The organism is Paenibacillus sp. FSL H7-0942 (assembly GCF_045040715.1).
Taxonomy (GTDB): domain Bacteria; phylum Bacillota; class Bacilli; order Paenibacillales; family Paenibacillaceae; genus Paenibacillus; species Paenibacillus amylolyticus.
The window spans coordinates 5,161,326-5,178,839 of the sequence record NZ_CP150279.1 but is presented as its reverse complement, the minus strand read 5'-3'; the positions used below and the strand labels follow the sequence as shown (position 1 = coordinate 5,178,839).

The window sequence follows — 17,514 nt, the reverse complement described above, 5'->3', positions numbered from 1 at the left end:
TAGACAAAGGTGAGTTGTTTCTATTGAGAAAGGGGAATTAAGCTATGGTTTCAGGAGTTAAGACTCAAAAAATAAAAACAACTCAAAGTTAAGGGCAGTGCCAAGTAGAGAAACGACTTGAGCACTGCCACCTAAGCATTTATGAAATTAGTTTGCTGAAGCTAAGTTTTTGTTGTACAAGTTGAAGTAATGTGCCTGCCTTTTTAACAGTTCATCATGATTACCACTCTCAACGATTTGTCCGTCTTTCATTACAAGAATTCGGTCTGCACTTTGAATGGTTGATAAACGGTGTGCAATGACTAAAGTTGTCTTCCCAATCATCATTTTATTCAAAGCTTCCTGAACAAGGCGTTCTGACTCGTTGTCTAAGGATGCCGTAGCTTCATCTAAAAGTAAGATCGGTGCGTTACGGAGAATTGCTCGTGCTATAGCGATGCGTTGCTTCTGGCCACCAGAAAGGTTTGAGCCTCTTTCGCCAACTTCAGTTTGAAATCCATCTGTCAAGCCAGTAATGAATTCATAAGCATTCGCGTGAATTGCTGCCTGAATGACTTCTTCCTCTGTTGCATCCGGATTTCCGTACTTGATGTTTTCAAGAATAGTTCCGGAAAAGAGATAAGGCTCCTGGGGTACCATAGAGAAGTATCTTCTGACATCTTCTTCACTCAAGCTTTCATAAGACTGGCCATCGACTGAAATGCTTCCTTTTGAACTAGGATATAGACTCAGTAATAGTTTAAATAAGGTTGATTTTCCGCTACCACTTGGCCCGACAATAGCGACAAACTCACCCCTGCTAATATTAACGGATAAGTCATTTATTACAGATTCATTCTCGTACTCAAAGTGAACTTGTTTCAAGCTCAAATTGTTAAACGAAGTTTTAACTGGTTTTGCAGCGTGTGGTACGATTGATGGTTCTTTCGAAACGTCCAAAATTTCAGAGATCCGGTCTGCGGCACCCATAGAGTACTGAAAATGTCCCCATATGCCTGAAAATGCTGTGAACGGCATAATTAAGTAATTCATAAGTTGGATAAAGGCAAGTAGGCTTCCTATAGTCATATCGCCTTGAGAAACGAAATATGCGCCAAGAATGAATGCAATAATGAATGCAATGTTTGCAACAACTTGTGTAGTAGAATCTAATGCGCCGTTCATTCTACCGTTTTTAAGTTCCAATTTGAAAATTTTTTCTGCTTGTTTCACGAATTTTTTATGAAAAATGTTTTCTAGTGCAAAAGTTTTGAAGATAATACTTGATCCCAGAACATCTTGTAAATAACTAGAAGTCTGCCCGTTTTGATTTTGTAAATCATTCGAGAGTCTTCTCATAGCTTTACCAAACAAGGCTGCAACGGCTAAGGTAATTGGCCCAATTAACAAGCATATAATTGCCAGTTTCCAGTTTATCGAAACTAAATAAATGAAGGAAAAAATAGCGAGAAGAGGGTTTTTAATTAGCTCTATTAGCGTATTCCCGAGCGCATCACCTACCATTGAATTGTCATTAGTCAGTCGGGTAACCAATTGTCCAGAATGATTCTTATCGTAGAAGGATTGTTTTAATTGAAGGAGTGTGCTCATTGTTTTCTTCTTGAGATCATTACGAATCATACTGGCCACTTTAGCTTTTAAATATGTATCAGTGTAAGCATTGAAACCGAGTACACCTACGATAATACATCCTGCATAAATCATAAACATCCATTGTGAGGAGTCTTGTATTACAGCTACATCGGTTATTCTTGAGATAAACCAAGCAAGGGATAAATTTAGTGCAATACCAATAAGTGTCGTAATGGCTAAGGGTACATAGAGATACCAGTATTGCTTTAAGTACGATCCTATAAACTTCATGCGTTCCACCTCTTATGAAAATTCATTAAGTTTCTGAAAAGTTTAAAAAACTATTTCTTTTTTATCGCTTCCAATGCAGCTTTTACTTGCGGGCTAGCTTTGATAACACCAAAAATTTTTGCTACTTTTACTGTTTTGTATATCGCTTCTGGAGTAACATCTGGATCCAAGATGAGCATACCAATTAATCTGATCTCCAGACTTTGATTTTTGTTATACAGCTCCACTAGATCAGATTGGTTATAGTGAACTACGCCCGCAGCTAGCACCTTGCTGGATATCTCGTGTTGTATGTACTGTTGATGCGTTGAAATTTGATTTCGCACCGAAGTTTTAATGAAATCGGTTCGATTCGAATAAAATCCTTGTTCAACTAGAAGATCAATGTGACCAAGATCAACAACACCAATATTAATGGTTATTTTCTCTGTTTTATCAATATTGTCCATTTTAGATTCAACTCCTCAGCACTATTAGTATGGTTAAATATAATTGAAATCGATCTATGGAAGTGTAAAAAGGAAATTACCATCCACACACCATCCATATACCATCTATATAGATTATATGATAGAGAGGGTTAAAATTCAAGTTCAATAAAACTATGTTCTTTAGAAGTGTAGGAATATTAATTTTGTATAGTTGATTGTTCCTTTGTTTTTGAAGGAAAGGTAGATGGTATTTTTGGAACGTCTAAAAATATTACTGAGTAAAGGTAGTTTCTCAAGGTAATGAAAGCGAAGAGCGCTACCGACTGTTAGCAGATAACTCGCTCGATTTATCCGATACGTTAACAGCGCCGATACTTTCAAAAGGAACGGTGCTATTGTTGTGTTTAATTATTGCAACAAAGATAAACTCTCAACGTGGATGTCAGAATACCCTGATTAATGGAACTATTTCGTAAATAAAATCGTATTCTTCAGGTGCGCTACAATAGAAGTATAAAAGCAACCCATTAACTGTTAATTCTAACTTGGATAGACTCATAATATATATCTTTTTAAGTAGTAAGTTCTCCCAAAAATACTATATATCATTACAAGAACGTATCAAATTTGAGTACAAGGCTCGCTCAATTCAGAAAAAGAATAGTGCTGAGTAAAAGAACCTAAGTAATAAGTATAACTCGTGAACTAGTGTAAACCGATATAATAAGATAGCATTAAGAAAAAGGCGGATGGTTGAAGCTTATACCTTAATTCAAATTCGCTTTAAGGAAGAGTAACTGGAGGGGAGGCACAGACTAATCTATTCTATTGAGTAAATAAATAGCTTTATATTTGAACTGGAGGAAGTATATGTTTTATAGAAAAGTGATTCAAAAAGTAAGCACATTCATATTAGCAACCAGTTTGGTATCCGTCTTGAGTGGGGTAGCATATGGTCAGAAAACCAATTTAGATATTGAAGGACATTGGGCCGAGTATATCCTTAGCAAATGGCTCTCAGAAGGGTTGATTAAAGGATATTCCGACCAAACACTTAAACCCAACGATGTAATTACACGTGGAGAATTTATGGCATTGGTTAATCGTCAGTTTGATTTTAATGAGGTAGAAGAACTACATTTCACTGACTTGTCGTCTTCAAATTGGAGCTATCTAGAAGTGCAAAAAGCGGTAAAAGCAGGTTACATACAAGGTTATAAAGATCAAACTATACGTACTTCTAAACCGATAAGCCGTCAAGAAGCTGCAGTTATTGTAGCAGACTTACTGAAATTACCTAGTAATGAAAAAGCAGCTTTAGCATTTAAGGATTCTTCAGAGTTTACATATTGGAGTAAGGGTGCCATAGGTGCTACATTCTCAAAATATATCATTACTGGTTATACAAATGGTTCATTCAAACCGGCATCTCCAATTACGCGAGCTGAGGCAGTTGTGATGTTGGATAAAGCGATAAGCTTGATTCAAGAACAAGAACAAGAACAAGAAACAGAAAGTGAAGATAAAGATAATATACCTTCACCATCTATACCTACTGCGAGTTTAAATTCAGATTCAAACACTACATCTAATGGATCCGGTTCACCTTCGATTACTACTGGAGTGAAGACCTCCACATTAATCGCCACTGAAGGAGTCAAAGCCGTTCAAGGTATATCTCAAGTTGCCACTCTGACAATAACAAGTGGTGCAGATACGGCAGGTTCATTGAGTGCCACATTTACGGATGGAGTCAATCCAGTGACCGTTTACGTAGAGCTTGATGGAACTGAATTGGATACTGAGGTAGCTGCTAAAATCGTACAAGCGTTTGATAATGCATTAACAGGATGGAATGTGGATGCTGAGCGTGCAAACATTTATTTTACAGCATTAAATCCAGCTGTTAACAACGATCACGTTAAAGCCACCGTTGAAAGCATTATGACAGGGGTGGTTTCGAGTGGAAGTGTCATAACTGTCCCAGGTAGTATTTATAACAACGTAGGTACGGCTCAGGTAGCAACACTAGTGATAGAGAACGGTGCAACGGCTCCGGGTTCATATAATGTTTATTTTACAGATGGAGGAGTGCCAGTTCAAAAAAATATCTACATGTTGGGAACAGAAACAGCGGCTGAAGTAGCATCAAAAATAGCAGTCGCGTATGGAACATCCGTAGCGGGTTGGGTTGCAGATGCTGATGGGACTCGAGTACATTTCACATCGCAAACGGCAGGTACTAATAACGAAAATGTTCGAATATACGCTTTGGAAGCCTCAGGAGTAGGGGCACCTTCAAGTACACTTGAAGTTCCAGGAAATCCTGCGACAAACACATCCCAAGTAATTAAGCTGCGTCTGCCCAATTCAGAGAGTGACCATGGGCCGATAGGCGTCAAATTCACGGATGGAGTCTCCTCGTGGACAGCCTATGTGTCTATGATGGGAAGTCCTGAAACAGGAAGTGATCTTGCTGACAAGATAGTAGCAGCATTCGGGAACACGATTCCGAATTGGATCGTTTCTTCACGGGGCTCAGAAGTGATTTTTACAGCCGAGTTTCCAGTAGAGAATAACATAAAAGCTATGGCGAGACTTTCAGGATTAAACACAGGAATTGGTATGCCAGATAGTTCGATTACATCTGTAGGAACAGAGCCATTACAGGGTACAGCACAAGTAGCAACACTAGTGATAGAGAACGGTGCAACGGCTCCGGGTTCATATAATGTTTATTTTACAGATGGAGGAGTGCCAGTTCAAAAAAATATCTACATGCTGGGAACAGAAACAGCGGCTGAAGTAGCATCAAAAATAGCAGTCGCTTTTGGAACATCCGTAGCGGGTTGGGTTGTAGATGCTGATGGGACTCGAGTACATTTCACATCGCAAACGGCAGGTACTAATAACGAAAATGTTCGAATATACGCTTTGGAAGCCTCAGGAGTAGGGGCACCTTCAAGTACACTTGAAGTTCCAGGAAATCCTGCGACAAACACATCCCAAGTAATTAAGCTGCGTCTGCCCAATTCAGAGAGTGACCATGGGCCGATAGGCGTCAAATTCACGGATGGAGTCTCCTCGTGGACAGCCTATGTGTCTATGATGGGAAGTCCTGAAACAGGAAGTGATCTTGCTGACAAGATAGTAGCAGCATTCGGGAGCACGATTCCGAATTGGATCGTTTCTTCACTGGGCTCAGATGTAATTTTTACAGCCGAGTTTCCGGCAGAGAATAACATAAAAGCTATGGCGAGACTTTCGGGATTAAACACAGGAATTGGCATGCCAGATAGTACAATAACGACCGTAGGAGCTCCATACCCTACTGGCGAAGCACAAGTGGCTACCTTAGTGATAGATTCAGGGGCTACAGCTGCCGGAACGATTACTGCTACATTTACAGACGGTAGCACAACCATTCTTAAAGATATTGAATTAATAGGTACAGAAACTGCTGCCGAAGTAGCAACGAAGATAGCTTGGGCATTTAACACGTCTTTAGTTGATTGGAACGCTACGTCAAATGATAGAAATGTTATATTTACAGCCCGAGCACCTTCGGATAATAATCCTAAACTATCCGTGGCAATCGTGGAAGCGACAACTGGTATTGGATTTCTATCAAGCTCAATTACTACACCAGGATCGGAGACCTTTGCAGGCGTAAAGCAAGTTGTAAGTTTAAAAATTGATTCTGGCCCCAGCGCGCCAGGGATTATTAGAGTTGTATTTCGAGACGGTACGAATGAAGTTTCCAAACGTTTAAGATTGTCAGGAACAGAGACATTAAATGGACTGGCTGAGAAAATTGGTTCTGCATTTGAGAATTCAATGCCTGGGTGGAATGTCACCACGATGGATCATAATGTCATACTTACAGCAAGTACGCCAGAAGATAACAATTCTAATGTAAGTATAGTTGTCTATCAGGAGTAAATGAATAAACAAAAAAACATGTCATACATGGTCATACCCCTGTCAAGTAGACAGATGAAAAAAGCTATGCTGCCAGCGCGCATCGATATTCAATCGGTTCGCGCTGTTTGAGTTTGGCTTGAAATCGTCGGTAGTTGTAATTGTACATGTAATCTTCCACAGCTTGTCGAATCTCTGCTTCTGAATTACACTGGTTAAGGTACAGCTTCTCTGTCTTGAGATGCGAAAAGAAGGATTCGATGCATGCGTTATCTAGGCAGGTTGCTTTGCGAGAGTGGCTGCCCTTGACGCCAAATTCTTCTAATCGTGTGTTGTACGCCTGAGACGTATACTGGAAGCCCTGATCCGAATGGAGCACGGCTTCCGAAACGTCTCTTCTTTGTGTCCATTGTTCTACCGTATCCAATACGAGCTGAACATCGTTCCGTTTAGACAACTGCCAAGCTACAATTTCGTTGTTGAACAAGTCTTGAATCACGGACAGGTAGACAAACGTGTTTCCATCCGAAATATACGTAATATCCGTCACCATTTTTTGCTGAGGTGCTGTGGCATGGAATTTACGCTTCAGGCGATTTGGATAGATGGCAGATGGCGTATAGAAAGACTTCTTTCGCTTCCTGCGAATCACCTATTGGATCGATAGTTCCCGCATCATGCGATGTTCGGATTGCCGGATACTGGAACATAAACGGAAATAGGGAAAGAAAATTCAATCCTTATAGAACTCTAGTGATCTATAACAACCCCACAAGAGCGAATGCTAGAGATGACTGAATTAGGGAGGGCACTTTCGTTTTAAGATGCGAGAAGATGCTCGTTGGCCGGGCAGTTAGCCCGACGAGACAAGCTGGATCTAGACGCAACCCTTTTGATAGCATGTCTTGATAAACGTGATTGAATTTGTCGCTGTGAACGACAAATTTAATCACGTCTTTTTTTTGGCAAATGCTCTGGCAAAAGTCTGTGATATAAAAGCTCATTAACGTTTCGTTCCTCGATCCGGTAAACGACAATTACGTTGATATATAAGTCTTTACTAGTGAAAGGTACAACCAGCGCTTATCAATTCGGTATTGCTTAACGCCGGTCACAAAATTCTGGTCTGGCTTCTTCGCCTTTAAAATTGATAAAAAACCTCCCGTCCCGCATGAAATCTGGGCTTGGGAGGTTTTAATTATAGTGCTAATTCAACGTTTATCGTACAAACCATCCAGTGGGCTGAGGGGCTACGTCTGCGGTATCTCGTAAATCATGGACTTTGACATTACTGCCATAGATCATGGAATCGCTACTCAGTCGGAATGAAGGGAAACTGTGCTCGGATTGCAGACGCAGAGAGGGTTCAAAGTAAATCTGCTGCTGTTTGTTGATTACAAAGGGAAGCGACCCCGCTTCTACGGTAACATCATCGCTATCCGGTTCGTTCAAGATCAGAAGTACCGCAATTCCGTCACAACCGCATCCATCGGTATCATAAAACAATTTGAAATAGCCTGGTCGATCTCCCAGCTTTTCAGTAAGTCTTGCTTCTGCCAGCGGACTGACTTGAATGATCATGACGTTGTTCACACTCCTCTAATCTCCAATGAATTCGCTTACAATTTAATATATGGACCATAAACGCAGATTAGAAGGTGAAATAAAGAAAAGCAAACATGTCCTGTATATATTGACGCTAATGCGTAATGCAAAGAATAATTTACGTATGAATGTTATACCCGGAATTTCTATGGGTTCAGTGTGAAATCATTCGCCCGTCAATGAAACCCATTTCATCGCCATTCCTTATCTGGTATGATAAGCAGGGAAAATAGGGAAAATTAGAGAAAAAGGAAGGTTCCGCTATGACACCGATCACCATATACGACATCGCCAAAGAAGCAAATGTATCTGTAGCGACGGTCTCCCGGGTACTGAATGATACGGCACCTGTGCGTGCAAGCACCCGAGAGAAGATTATGTCCATCATTGAAAAACACCAGTTTCAGCCCAATGCGCAGGCGCGCAGTCTGATCAAAAAAGAGACGGGCACCATTGCCATCATCCTGCCGGACATTACAAACCCGTTTTTCCCGGAAGTGTTCTGGGGCGCGGAGAATGAGGCTCGCGGATTGGGGTATACCTTCTTTCTGTGCAATACCGCAGGCGACTACAACAGGGAATCTGAATATTTGTCCATCCTGCGAGAGAAGCGGGTAGACGGGATTATTTTTCTCGGCGGGCGTATTAACATGCAGGTCTGTCCGGATGACATGGCTCAGGAATTGATTGATATGGGCAAACGTATGCCAATCGTGCTGGTCAATGGCAATATTGCCAAAGGTGGGTTCCACCGGGTGTACACGGATGAAGGTGCAGGGGCAGCCCTTGCAGCTGAGCATTTGCTTGAACTGGGGCATCGCGATATCGCCTTTGTTGGCGGTCTGAAAGAGTTGTCCACCACCATGGTCAAGGTCAGAGCTGTGCAGAAGAAACTTCGGGAACATGGGCTCGAAATACCAAAAGAACGGCAACTGCTCGGTAGCTTCTCCATCGACGACGGCAAACGGGAGATGTCCAAACTGCTGGATCGTGACAATCCACCCACCGCAGTTATCTGCGTCAATGACAATACAGCGATTGGTGCCATTAAGTCAACGATTGAGCATGGACTCTCGATTCCAAAGGATATATCCATTGTGGGTTATGATGATACGCCGCTCGCCAGTGCCGTTATACCGGAACTGACAACCGTATCCCAGAACACGTATCAGCTTGGCAAACAGGCTGTGGATGTGCTGCATGAGTTGATTAACCAAGGCAAACCGAAGAAGCAGATCGTTCTGCAACCGGAGCTAATTGTGCGTCAAAGTACAGGACCTGCTGCAAGATAAAGGGGCCTGTAATTGGAAAAGAAAGCGTTGACATTTCCTCGAAGGGTGAAATATAATGAGTGCGTGAATGAAACCCCTTTCATAAAGTGGAACGGGTTTTATGTTTCAGCTTAATGAAACCCATTTCATGAAACGGGTTTCAGTGTAGTCATCCATTCATTATATCAAGGGGGCGTAACGTATGAGAAGAGGTCTAAAGGTCATTTCGTTATTGATGCTGGTCATGGTAATGGGTCTGACAGCCTGTAGCAGCGGGAGTAAAAACGGTTCTTCCGGTGAGTCCGGTGGCAAGGTTGATTTGAGCATGACGATCTGGGGCTCGGAGGATGAGAAGAAGATTTATCAGGAACGACTCGACATTGTGAAACAGACGTATCCCGATATTAACGTGAAGCTGAACGTGGTTGCAGGGGATTATGACCAGAAAGTACAGACCATGATCGCCGGAGGAACGGCACCGGACATCATGATGATTGCCGAGAACTATCAGGCTTACGCCTCCAAGAATCAAATTATACCGCTGGATGACATGATTAAGGCCAACAATGTGAACATGTCTGAGCGTTATTCCGATGATATTGCAAACCTGATGAAGTATGATGGCAAACAATTTGGTTTGCCGGATCGGGCAGGTGCGATGGTCCTCTTTTATAACAAAGATCTGTTCGACAAGGCTGGGGTGGAATATCCAACCAAAGATTGGACGCAGGATGATCTGATGGCGGCAGCTCAGAAGCTGACGGTGAAGGAGAACGGCAAGACGACTCAATGGGGTTACTATCCGGGTAGCTGGTGGCCGCAATGGATGCAGCTGATCTACCAGAACGGTGGCTCACTGTTCGATGAGAGTGGCAAGCCAATCTTCAATACAGAGCCTGTGCGGAAAGCATTACAATTCATGAATGATCTGACCTTCACACACGGTGCGGGACCAACGCCAACCGAGATTGCCGACATGGGGAATATCGGAGCTGATCCGCTGTTCGCTCAAGGCAAGATCGCCATGGAAACGACAGGGTTCTGGAACATCGGTTCACTTGCCAAGGTGGAAGGCATTAATTGGGATATCTCTCCGGTATGGGGCGAAACAAACGCATTCTTTAACGGGTTAACGATTACCAACGCTTCCAAACACAAGGAAGAAGCATTCAAAGTAATTGAAGCACTGACCACACCAGAAGCACAGATGCCAATGGTCAAAGCCGGTCAGGATGCTCCTGCAACCAAAGCAGGTCTGTCCAGTGATGAATTCCTGAATGCTGAATACGGTGGCAAAAAAATCAACATGGCTGCGTTCAGTGAATCAACGATCTATGCAGAACCATTCAACCCGCAATGGAACGAAATGATGAAGCTCATTAACGATAAGTTGGGTGTCTACTTCAACAACAAAGCCTCGCTTGATGATACCGTAACCGAAATTCAGAGTGGACTGGAAAGACTCTACAAATAGAGGATTTTTCTGAACATGCACAAATAGCAGCGACAGCAGGACAGGTGGAATCGGCGTGAATGCGGGTTCCATCTGCTCTCTGCGTCATGGGAGGGCTTAACGTGAGAAAAAAGGACGGGAAATGGTTCTACATCTTCATCTCGCCTTGGCTGATCGGATTTCTGGGGCTGACTCTGGGTCCGATCCTGTTTTCCATCTATATGAGCTTCACGAATTGGGATCTGTTCCAGTCCCCTGAATTCATTGGTATCGACAATTACAAAACATTACTGACCGATGATCCGATCTTCTGGAAATCCGTCGGCAATACATTCTTCTATGCGCTGATATCCATTCCGCTGGGCATGTCGATCTCGCTCTGGATTGCATATTACCTCAACAAAAAAATCAAAGGGATCACCTTCTTCCGTATTCTGTTCTATCTGCCGTCGGTTGTTCCGGTGGTTGCGAGTTCATTGCTCTTCATCCACTTGCTTGCACCGACGGAAGGGTTGATCAACCAGGCACTTGCGATCTTCGGTATTCAGGGTCCCGCCTGGCTTCTTGATCCGAACTGGGTTAAGCCTGCATTGATTCTCATGTCCTTATGGGGTGTAGGTGGTGGCGTGGTATTGCTGCTTGCAGGGATGAAAGGCATTCCGCAGGAGCTGTACGAGGCCGCTGCCATTGATGGAGCGAAGAGTACACAATCGTTCTTCCATATTACATTCCCAATGCTAACTCCCGTCATTTTCTTCAATCTCGTGACTGGCATGATTGGAGCGCTCCAGACCTTCGCGCAGGTATTCATCGTTACTGCCGGGGGACCTGACAATTCAAGTCAGATGGTTGTTCCCTACCTATTCCAGAATGCGTTCCAATTCTACAAAATGGGATATGCATCGGCGATTGCCTGGGTACTATTCATCATCATCATGGTGTTGACACTCGTTGTATTCCGTTCATCGGCGCTATGGGTGCACTACGAGGAGGGAAAAGCCAATGAGTAATCCATCCACTGTGGAGAAGACGATATCCTATATTTTTCTGATTCTGGTCGGGGTGCTGCTTGCTTCGCCTTTCCTGTACATGATCTCTATTGCACTGGCAAGTGACGCAACAACCGTCAAATCAGCCTTTACCTTCGTTCCAATGGAGTTCCAATGGTCGAACTTTTATACGATTTTTACGAATAATAATCTTGGAACATATCTCAAAAACTCGGTCATCATTACCATCTTTACGATTGTCGGATCGGTATTATCAGCTTCGATCGTATCCTACGGCTTTGCCCGAATCAAAGCAAAAGGCAGCCGTTTCCTGTTTATTGTGTTGCTCAGTACGATGATGATTCCGGGTGAGGTGACGATGGTACCGCAGTTCATCATCTTCCGTCATCTGGACTGGATTAATACATTTTACCCGCTGATCGTACCGAGTTTCTTCGCCGGAGCGTTCAACGTATTCCTGATTCGGCAGTTCGTCATGAGTATTCCAAAATCACTGGATGAAGCCGCCATGATCGATGGTATGGGGCACCCGGGAATCTACTGGAAGATCATCATGCCACTGACTTATCCGATACTTGCGGCTATTGCGATCTTCTCGTTCTCCTATAACTGGGGCAACTTCATGGGACCGCTCATCTATATCAATGATCCGGAAAAAATGCCGCTGGCACTCGGAGTGCAGCTGTTGACTACGGTAGGTGGCGGGCAGATGCCACCATGGAACCTTGTGATGATTGCTTCCTTGTTCCTCACCATTCCGATGGTGTTGGTATATCTGTTTGGACAACGTTATGTCTACGAAGCCAACATTAGCGGCGGAAGCAGCGGAATCAAGTAACCGAAGTGTCTGTAATGTGTGTATGTACTGAACCTGACGTTGAAGGTCAACGAAGTAATTACCGTACATGGAGAAGGGATTGTATAGCCCATGGCGCATAAAGAACAACGCAGCAGAGGCAAACGGAGTTATATCCTCATGGGTGTCGCTCTGATTGCCCTGCTGGCAGGAGGAGGAATTGTTATCAATCATTTTGCCAATGAATCATCCAAAACACTTGTATTTCAAGGGGAACCGGTACGTCTGAAGCTGGATCAGTCCTATGATCATTTTGAAGGTTGGGGTACGTCACTTGCCTGGTGGGCCAACGATCTTGGCGGATGGAAGGATCAGGCGAAGGTGAGTGAAATGATGGATCTGGTCTTTGATCCGGAGAAAGGATTAGGTCTGAACATCGTTCGTTACAATATTGGCGGTGAGGAAAATCCGGAGATGAAAGCTCTTCGTCCCGGCGGGGATGTACCTGGCTTCCAGCCTGAACCTGGAGAGTGGGACTGGGATGCTGATGCAGGTCAGCGTGCTGTATTACAAGGTTCGATGGAGCGTGGTGTGAACATTGCCGAAGCATTCTCCAATTCACCACCTTACTGGATGACGATCAGTGGATCCGTTACCGGAGCTGTGGATGGCAGCAATAATCTGCGTGACGACCAGTATGATGCGTTTGCCGATTATTTGACTGAAGTCGTGAAGCATTATCGGGACGAGTGGGGGATCACCTTCCGCACACTGAATCCACTTAATGAACCTTCCTCCGACTGGTGGAAGAAGGGCAATATGCAGGAAGGTAGTCATTTTACCAATGAGAAACAGGCCGAGATTATCAAGAAAGTTGCTGCATCGTTGAAGAGCAAAGGACTGGATGGAACCGTCATTAGTGCCGCGGACGATAACAGCATTGATGAGACGGTGTTTAATTTCAACCTCTATGATCAGGACACGCTGGACGTAATCCAGCAGATCAATACTCACTCCTATAATGGTAGCAAAATGGAAGAGCTGCGCACGCTGGCAGAACGCCAAGGCAAAAAGCTGTGGATGTCCGAGTACGGAACCGGCGGCAGCGAGCCGCACAGTCATGAGGATATGACCTCGGTGCAAGAATTGGCGGAGCGGATCATGTTTGATCTGAAAATCATGCAGCCATCCGCCTGGGTATACTGGCAGGCCGTTGAAGATGAGGGCGCCAATAATAATTGGGGCTTCATTCATGCCAATTTCAACGGAGAAGAGCAGTACGAGATGACCAAACAGTATTACGGCATGGCCCAGTTCACGAAGTTCATTCGTCCTGGCGCGACAATTATTCCAACCGATGGTGGACGCACGCTGGCTGCCTACGATCCGGAACACCAGAGATTGGTGCTAGTGATTCGCAATGAATTGTCAGCGGGTACAACGGCGTTTGAACTGGAAGGGTATGCATATGGAAAATCATCCACCGCTCAGGTGTATCAGACTTCACCGGAACGGAACATGGAACAGCTTGAAGACATCCCGGTGTATGCCAACGGACTTGAAGTGCCTACGGCCGACAACTCCATTACAACCGTTGTACTGGAAGGCGTGACGTTGCAGGCGAACTGATAGCAGCACTCGGAAGGATTTTGTCATCGTAGTGCCGGTGTAGATTGTCTTTTAGTTCAACGGATTTGTTTCGCCTTATATTTTAAATGAACAACAGGACATATGAACCTATATAAATTAAACTAAACATTTACACCAAACGGAGAGGACAGAAAAAACCTGAAAAAGCGAAGCGTTCGCCTACAAGCTTTCTGCAAGAAAGCTACATCGGAAGCATACGCTATCCCCGGATTTTCCCTTTGAGAAAAGGGAATCAAAAAATCTGGGGATAACAGCGATCGGAAGGTTGTTCTGTCATCGAAGTGTGCAGTGTAAATAATTTTAGTTCAATTTATATCAATAAAGAGAAGGAGGGGATAACTTTGACAGAGAAAGCATCCCTTTTGCTGCAGGAACAGGAGAAGAACATCGCAAGGGCTGAGAACGGTGTTCAATCTGAATTAACATACGATGCACGCAGCTTTTTCCTAAACGGAGAGCGTGTATTTCTGAACAGTGCCACGGTCCATTATTTCCGTATGCCAAAGGAGGAATGGCGTGAGGTTCTGCTGAAGGCGAAGCTGGCAGGTATGAACTGCATCGACACTTACTTTGCGTGGAATGTGCATGAACCGGAAGAAGGACAGTGGTCCTTTGAAGGGGACAACGATTGCGGAGCATTTCTGGATTTGTGCGCAGAACTGGGCATGTGGGTCATCGCGCGTCCGGGTCCGTTTATCTGTGCAGAATGGGATTTTGGCGGTTTTCCATACTGGCTTGGTACGAAGGACGGCGTAAAATTCCGGGAAAATAATGAGACGTATCTGCACTATGTGAATTTGTATTTTGACCGGATTGTGCCGATTATTCGGGAACGCCAGCTGTCCGCTGGGGGCACGGTCATTCTGGTTCAGGTGGAAAATGAATACGGGTATCTGATGGATGACGCTGCTGCAAGTGACCATATGAATACGCTGAGAGATGGATTGTTGCAACGTGGCATTGACGCTACGCTGATCACTTGCGTTGGCGGGGCGGAAGGCACAATTGAAGGGGCTAATTTCTGGTCAGGTGCTGACGGGCATTATGAGAAACTCCGAGCCAAACAGCCGGACACCCCGAAGATGGTCACGGAATTCTGGACCGGATGGTTTGAGAATTGGGGAGGACCTTCAGCCATTCAGAAGACAGCCCCTTTACTAGAGAGACGTATCATGGAGATTCTGCGTGCCGGGTATACCGGAATCAGTCACTACATGTTCTATGGTGGCACGAACTTTGGTGGATATGGCGGCAGAACGATGGGTAGCAGTGACATCTTCATGATTACGTCCTATGACTATGATGCACCGCTGAACGAATATGGACGGGTGACACCGAAATATGCAGTAACCAAGAATTTGTCCTATTTCGTCCATGCTTTCGGGGCCCTTCTGATGGAAACAGAGGAAATTCCAGAAGAACAGATCGTTGTACGTCGTCCTGAAGGCATAACTGTACGAGGCAGACAAGCTAACAAACAGAAGATTTGGTTCCTGGAGAGTCACAAGGATGAACGCGAAACGATGCACATTACACTGGAAGAAGGCCGTACTCTTCCCGTATCTCTGAATCCAGGACAGATTGTTCCGTTGCTGGATCGAGTACAGGTTGCTGAACACGTATACCTGACTGCGGGTACGATGATTACGGGCAATGAAATGATAAACGGAGAATTGACCCTGTTCATCGTGGCCGCTACGGGACAGCGTTCAGTTGTCGAACTGGAAGCCAGGGCACTATACGTCACGGGCAGTACGGTGCAAGTGCTGGTTGAACATGATTCAGCAAGGAACGTATACCGCTTCGATCTGTTCCATTTCCAAGAGCCGGGAATGATCCAATTGGAAGCAAACGGCACACCGATCCGTTTCGTCATTTTGGATCAAGAATCGATGAATCGAACATGGCGATTGGAAGCAACAGATCAGAAGGGACTACGTTATGTGATCGGGTTTGATGACGTGGACGTGTTACCATCTGGTCAGGTCAAGGGTATGATTACTGATCCCGATCGCACAATTACGCTGCTTGGTGACTGGACCGATGGAGAACAAACGTTAACAGGTCGGGAATTCTATGCCAGCGAGGAGTCTATTGCAGGTATACAGCAGCAGCTTCCATGGACATCACCGAGTGCGCCGACGTTGTCTGATTCTCCTGAGCTGTCACGTGTTACGTTAACTGCGAAGCAACGCTCGGCGAGTGGACAACCGGAAGACTTTTCCCGGTATGGACAAGATTTTGGTTATCTATTGTACGAATGTGATTTCGAGAGTCCAACCGAAGGGGTCACTAACCTCATTTTGCCGGATATCCAGGATACTGCCAGAATCATCGTTAATGGTGTTCAGCAGGCACTGGTTCGTCAGGTAGGGGCAGCAGGTGTGCAGTTGCAGGTGGCCAAAGGGAAGAATACACTTCAGATTCTGGTACAGCATATGGGCAGATTGAACTTCTCCCCGTATTTGGGTGAGAGCAAAGGTCTGGCTGGTGCTGTGTATCTGGATGGCAAGGTTCAGGATATTCGTCGGGATTGGCGTATGGAGCGTGGACTTGTGCATCTCGATGAGGTGAACTCTCTCCAAGGATCGCCACTTCTGAGCAGAAGTTTTACGCTGGATGGCATGGATCGGGCGATTCTTGTGGGTGCTTTGAGTAAAGGTCTTCGTATCAATGGCATGGAAGTTCCGATGGAAGGATATCAGGATTGGTTTGCCTTCCAGACGTTAGACATATCCTTGTATATCAAGACCGGAGAGACAAATACACTGGAAATGCCGTATAGCCGCTCTTCGCTGAATCGACTGGAACTAATCACATATCCGAGTCAGGGAGAACTGAAGGATTGGCGTATGGCAGGGACGGATGCATTGCTTCCGCAACAATGGGAGAGATACGAGGTAGGACCGGAATCGATCCATCCTGGAGCACAGGGGTCAATCCAGCCTGCAGGACAGCCTGGTATCGCCGCAGGTGGCAATTGTACTGCCAATCTGGTGCCCGACACCACGAATGAATCGGTCAATAGTGCTACATTGAGTGAGAAGTCTCACCCTGTATCCAATCATACTCTAGTCCGAGGATCGTATGGTCAGCCGGTCTGGTACCGCTGGCGTTTCGCGAAACCTTCTATTTCCGAGCACCATAAGGTGAACCTGATGCTTCGCCTGACCGGGATGAGCAAAGGAACCATTCACCTGAACGGACATCATCTGGGCCGTTACTGGCAGATTGGTCCGCAAGAGGATTACAAAATTCCAGTAGCTTGGCTACAGGAAGAGAATGAATTACTTTTGTTCGATGAAGAAGGCAGAACACCAGAACGTGTACGATTTCTGTTGGATGCGTTATCCCGTTATCCTTGGGTTGTAGTGGAATAGTTCATGTATGGATCGATAGCTGTCTTACCGATCCAACTATGGTTGAGAACAAGAACTGAATCGAGATAGTTCGAGTTAGACGCAGCATTTCACCTTTTACAACAGTCACACTACCTCATTTTCTTAGTCAAATA

General features: G+C 44.7%; 11 protein-coding genes. 7 read left to right on the top strand and 4 right to left on the bottom strand.

Translation table 11 applies throughout. The features are described 5' to 3' along the window. Positions 1 to 147: 147 nt before the first annotated feature. Positions 148 to 1,863 carry an ABC transporter ATP-binding protein gene (locus MHI48_RS22890; protein WP_076329997.1) on the bottom strand — a complete coding sequence of 572 codons (1,716 nt, stop codon included), beginning with the start codon at positions 1,861 to 1,863 and terminating at the stop codon, positions 148 to 150. 50 nt (positions 1,864 to 1,913) lie between these two features. Further along, the gene (locus tag MHI48_RS22885; RefSeq protein ID WP_076329996.1) at positions 1,914 to 2,312 is read right to left on the bottom strand and encodes a CopG family transcriptional regulator; all 399 of its coding nucleotides are present in this window, start codon (positions 2,310 to 2,312) and stop codon (positions 1,914 to 1,916) included. Positions 2,313 to 3,146: 834 nt separating this feature from the next. Between MHI48_RS22885 and MHI48_RS22880 the strand changes: the two genes are divergently transcribed. Continuing rightward, on the top strand, positions 3,147 to 6,236 hold the full coding sequence (locus MHI48_RS22880; RefSeq protein ID WP_405141863.1) for an S-layer homology domain-containing protein: 3,090 nt from the start codon (positions 3,147 to 3,149) through the stop codon (positions 6,234 to 6,236). A gap of 64 nt (positions 6,237 to 6,300) precedes the next feature. On the opposite strand, the gene MHI48_RS22875 is transcribed toward MHI48_RS22880, so the two are convergent. Together MHI48_RS22875 and MHI48_RS22870 are read right to left on the bottom strand one after the other, a co-directional pair. Continuing rightward, on the bottom strand, positions 6,301 to 6,867 hold the full coding sequence (locus MHI48_RS22875) for an IS3 family transposase (RefSeq protein WP_076328229.1): 567 nt from the start codon (positions 6,865 to 6,867) through the stop codon (positions 6,301 to 6,303). A 566-nt stretch (positions 6,868 to 7,433) separates the two neighbouring features. Continuing rightward, entirely contained in the window at positions 7,434 to 7,808 is a 375-nt protein-coding gene (locus MHI48_RS22870; RefSeq protein WP_237177085.1) for an iron-sulfur cluster biosynthesis family protein, read from the bottom strand. A 275-nt stretch (positions 7,809 to 8,083) separates the two neighbouring features. On the opposite strand from MHI48_RS22870, the gene MHI48_RS22865 reads away from it, so the two are divergent. From MHI48_RS22865 to MHI48_RS22840, 6 genes are all read left to right on the top strand, one after another. Then, complete coding sequence (locus MHI48_RS22865; RefSeq protein WP_076328228.1) at positions 8,084 to 9,112, top strand: LacI family DNA-binding transcriptional regulator; 1,029 nt, start codon at positions 8,084 to 8,086, stop codon at positions 9,110 to 9,112. A 181-nt stretch (positions 9,113 to 9,293) separates the two neighbouring features. Next, positions 9,294 to 10,565, top strand: a complete 1,272-nt coding sequence (locus MHI48_RS22860; protein ID WP_076328227.1) for a sugar ABC transporter substrate-binding protein — start codon at positions 9,294 to 9,296, stop codon at positions 10,563 to 10,565. A 101-nt stretch (positions 10,566 to 10,666) separates the two neighbouring features. Beyond that, positions 10,667 to 11,554, top strand: coding sequence for a carbohydrate ABC transporter permease (locus MHI48_RS22855; protein WP_017687021.1), 888 nt, complete (start codon positions 10,667 to 10,669; stop codon positions 11,552 to 11,554). Then, positions 11,547 to 12,392, top strand: a complete 846-nt coding sequence (locus MHI48_RS22850; RefSeq protein WP_036617294.1) for a carbohydrate ABC transporter permease — start codon at positions 11,547 to 11,549, stop codon at positions 12,390 to 12,392. Before MHI48_RS22855 ends, MHI48_RS22850 begins: the two co-directional genes overlap by 8 nt. Before the next feature lie 90 nt (positions 12,393 to 12,482). Beyond that, positions 12,483 to 13,979, top strand: coding sequence for a glycoside hydrolase (locus MHI48_RS22845; RefSeq protein WP_083677420.1), 1,497 nt, complete (start codon positions 12,483 to 12,485; stop codon positions 13,977 to 13,979). Positions 13,980 to 14,341: 362 nt separating this feature from the next. Beyond that, on the top strand, positions 14,342 to 17,380 hold the full coding sequence (locus MHI48_RS22840; RefSeq protein WP_076328226.1) for a beta-galactosidase: 3,039 nt from the start codon (positions 14,342 to 14,344) through the stop codon (positions 17,378 to 17,380). Positions 17,381 to 17,514 lie beyond the last annotated feature (134 nt).

Bases quoted from the DNA above. Each gene is read 5' to 3' on its own strand.
- MHI48_RS22890 (WP_076329997.1), bottom strand. From the start codon at position 1,863: ATGAAGTTTATAGGATCGTACTTAAAGCAATACTGGTATCTCTATGTA.
- MHI48_RS22885 (WP_076329996.1), bottom strand. From the start codon at position 2,312: ATGGACAATATTGATAAAACAGAGAAAATAACCATTAATATTGGTGTT.
- MHI48_RS22865 (WP_076328228.1), top strand. From the start codon at position 8,084: ATGACACCGATCACCATATACGACATCGCCAAAGAAGCAAATGTATCT.
- MHI48_RS22860 (WP_076328227.1), top strand. From the start codon at position 9,294: ATGAGAAGAGGTCTAAAGGTCATTTCGTTATTGATGCTGGTCATGGTA.
- MHI48_RS22850 (WP_036617294.1), top strand. From the start codon at position 11,547: ATGAGTAATCCATCCACTGTGGAGAAGACGATATCCTATATTTTTCTG.
- MHI48_RS22845 (WP_083677420.1), top strand. From the start codon at position 12,483: ATGGCGCATAAAGAACAACGCAGCAGAGGCAAACGGAGTTATATCCTC.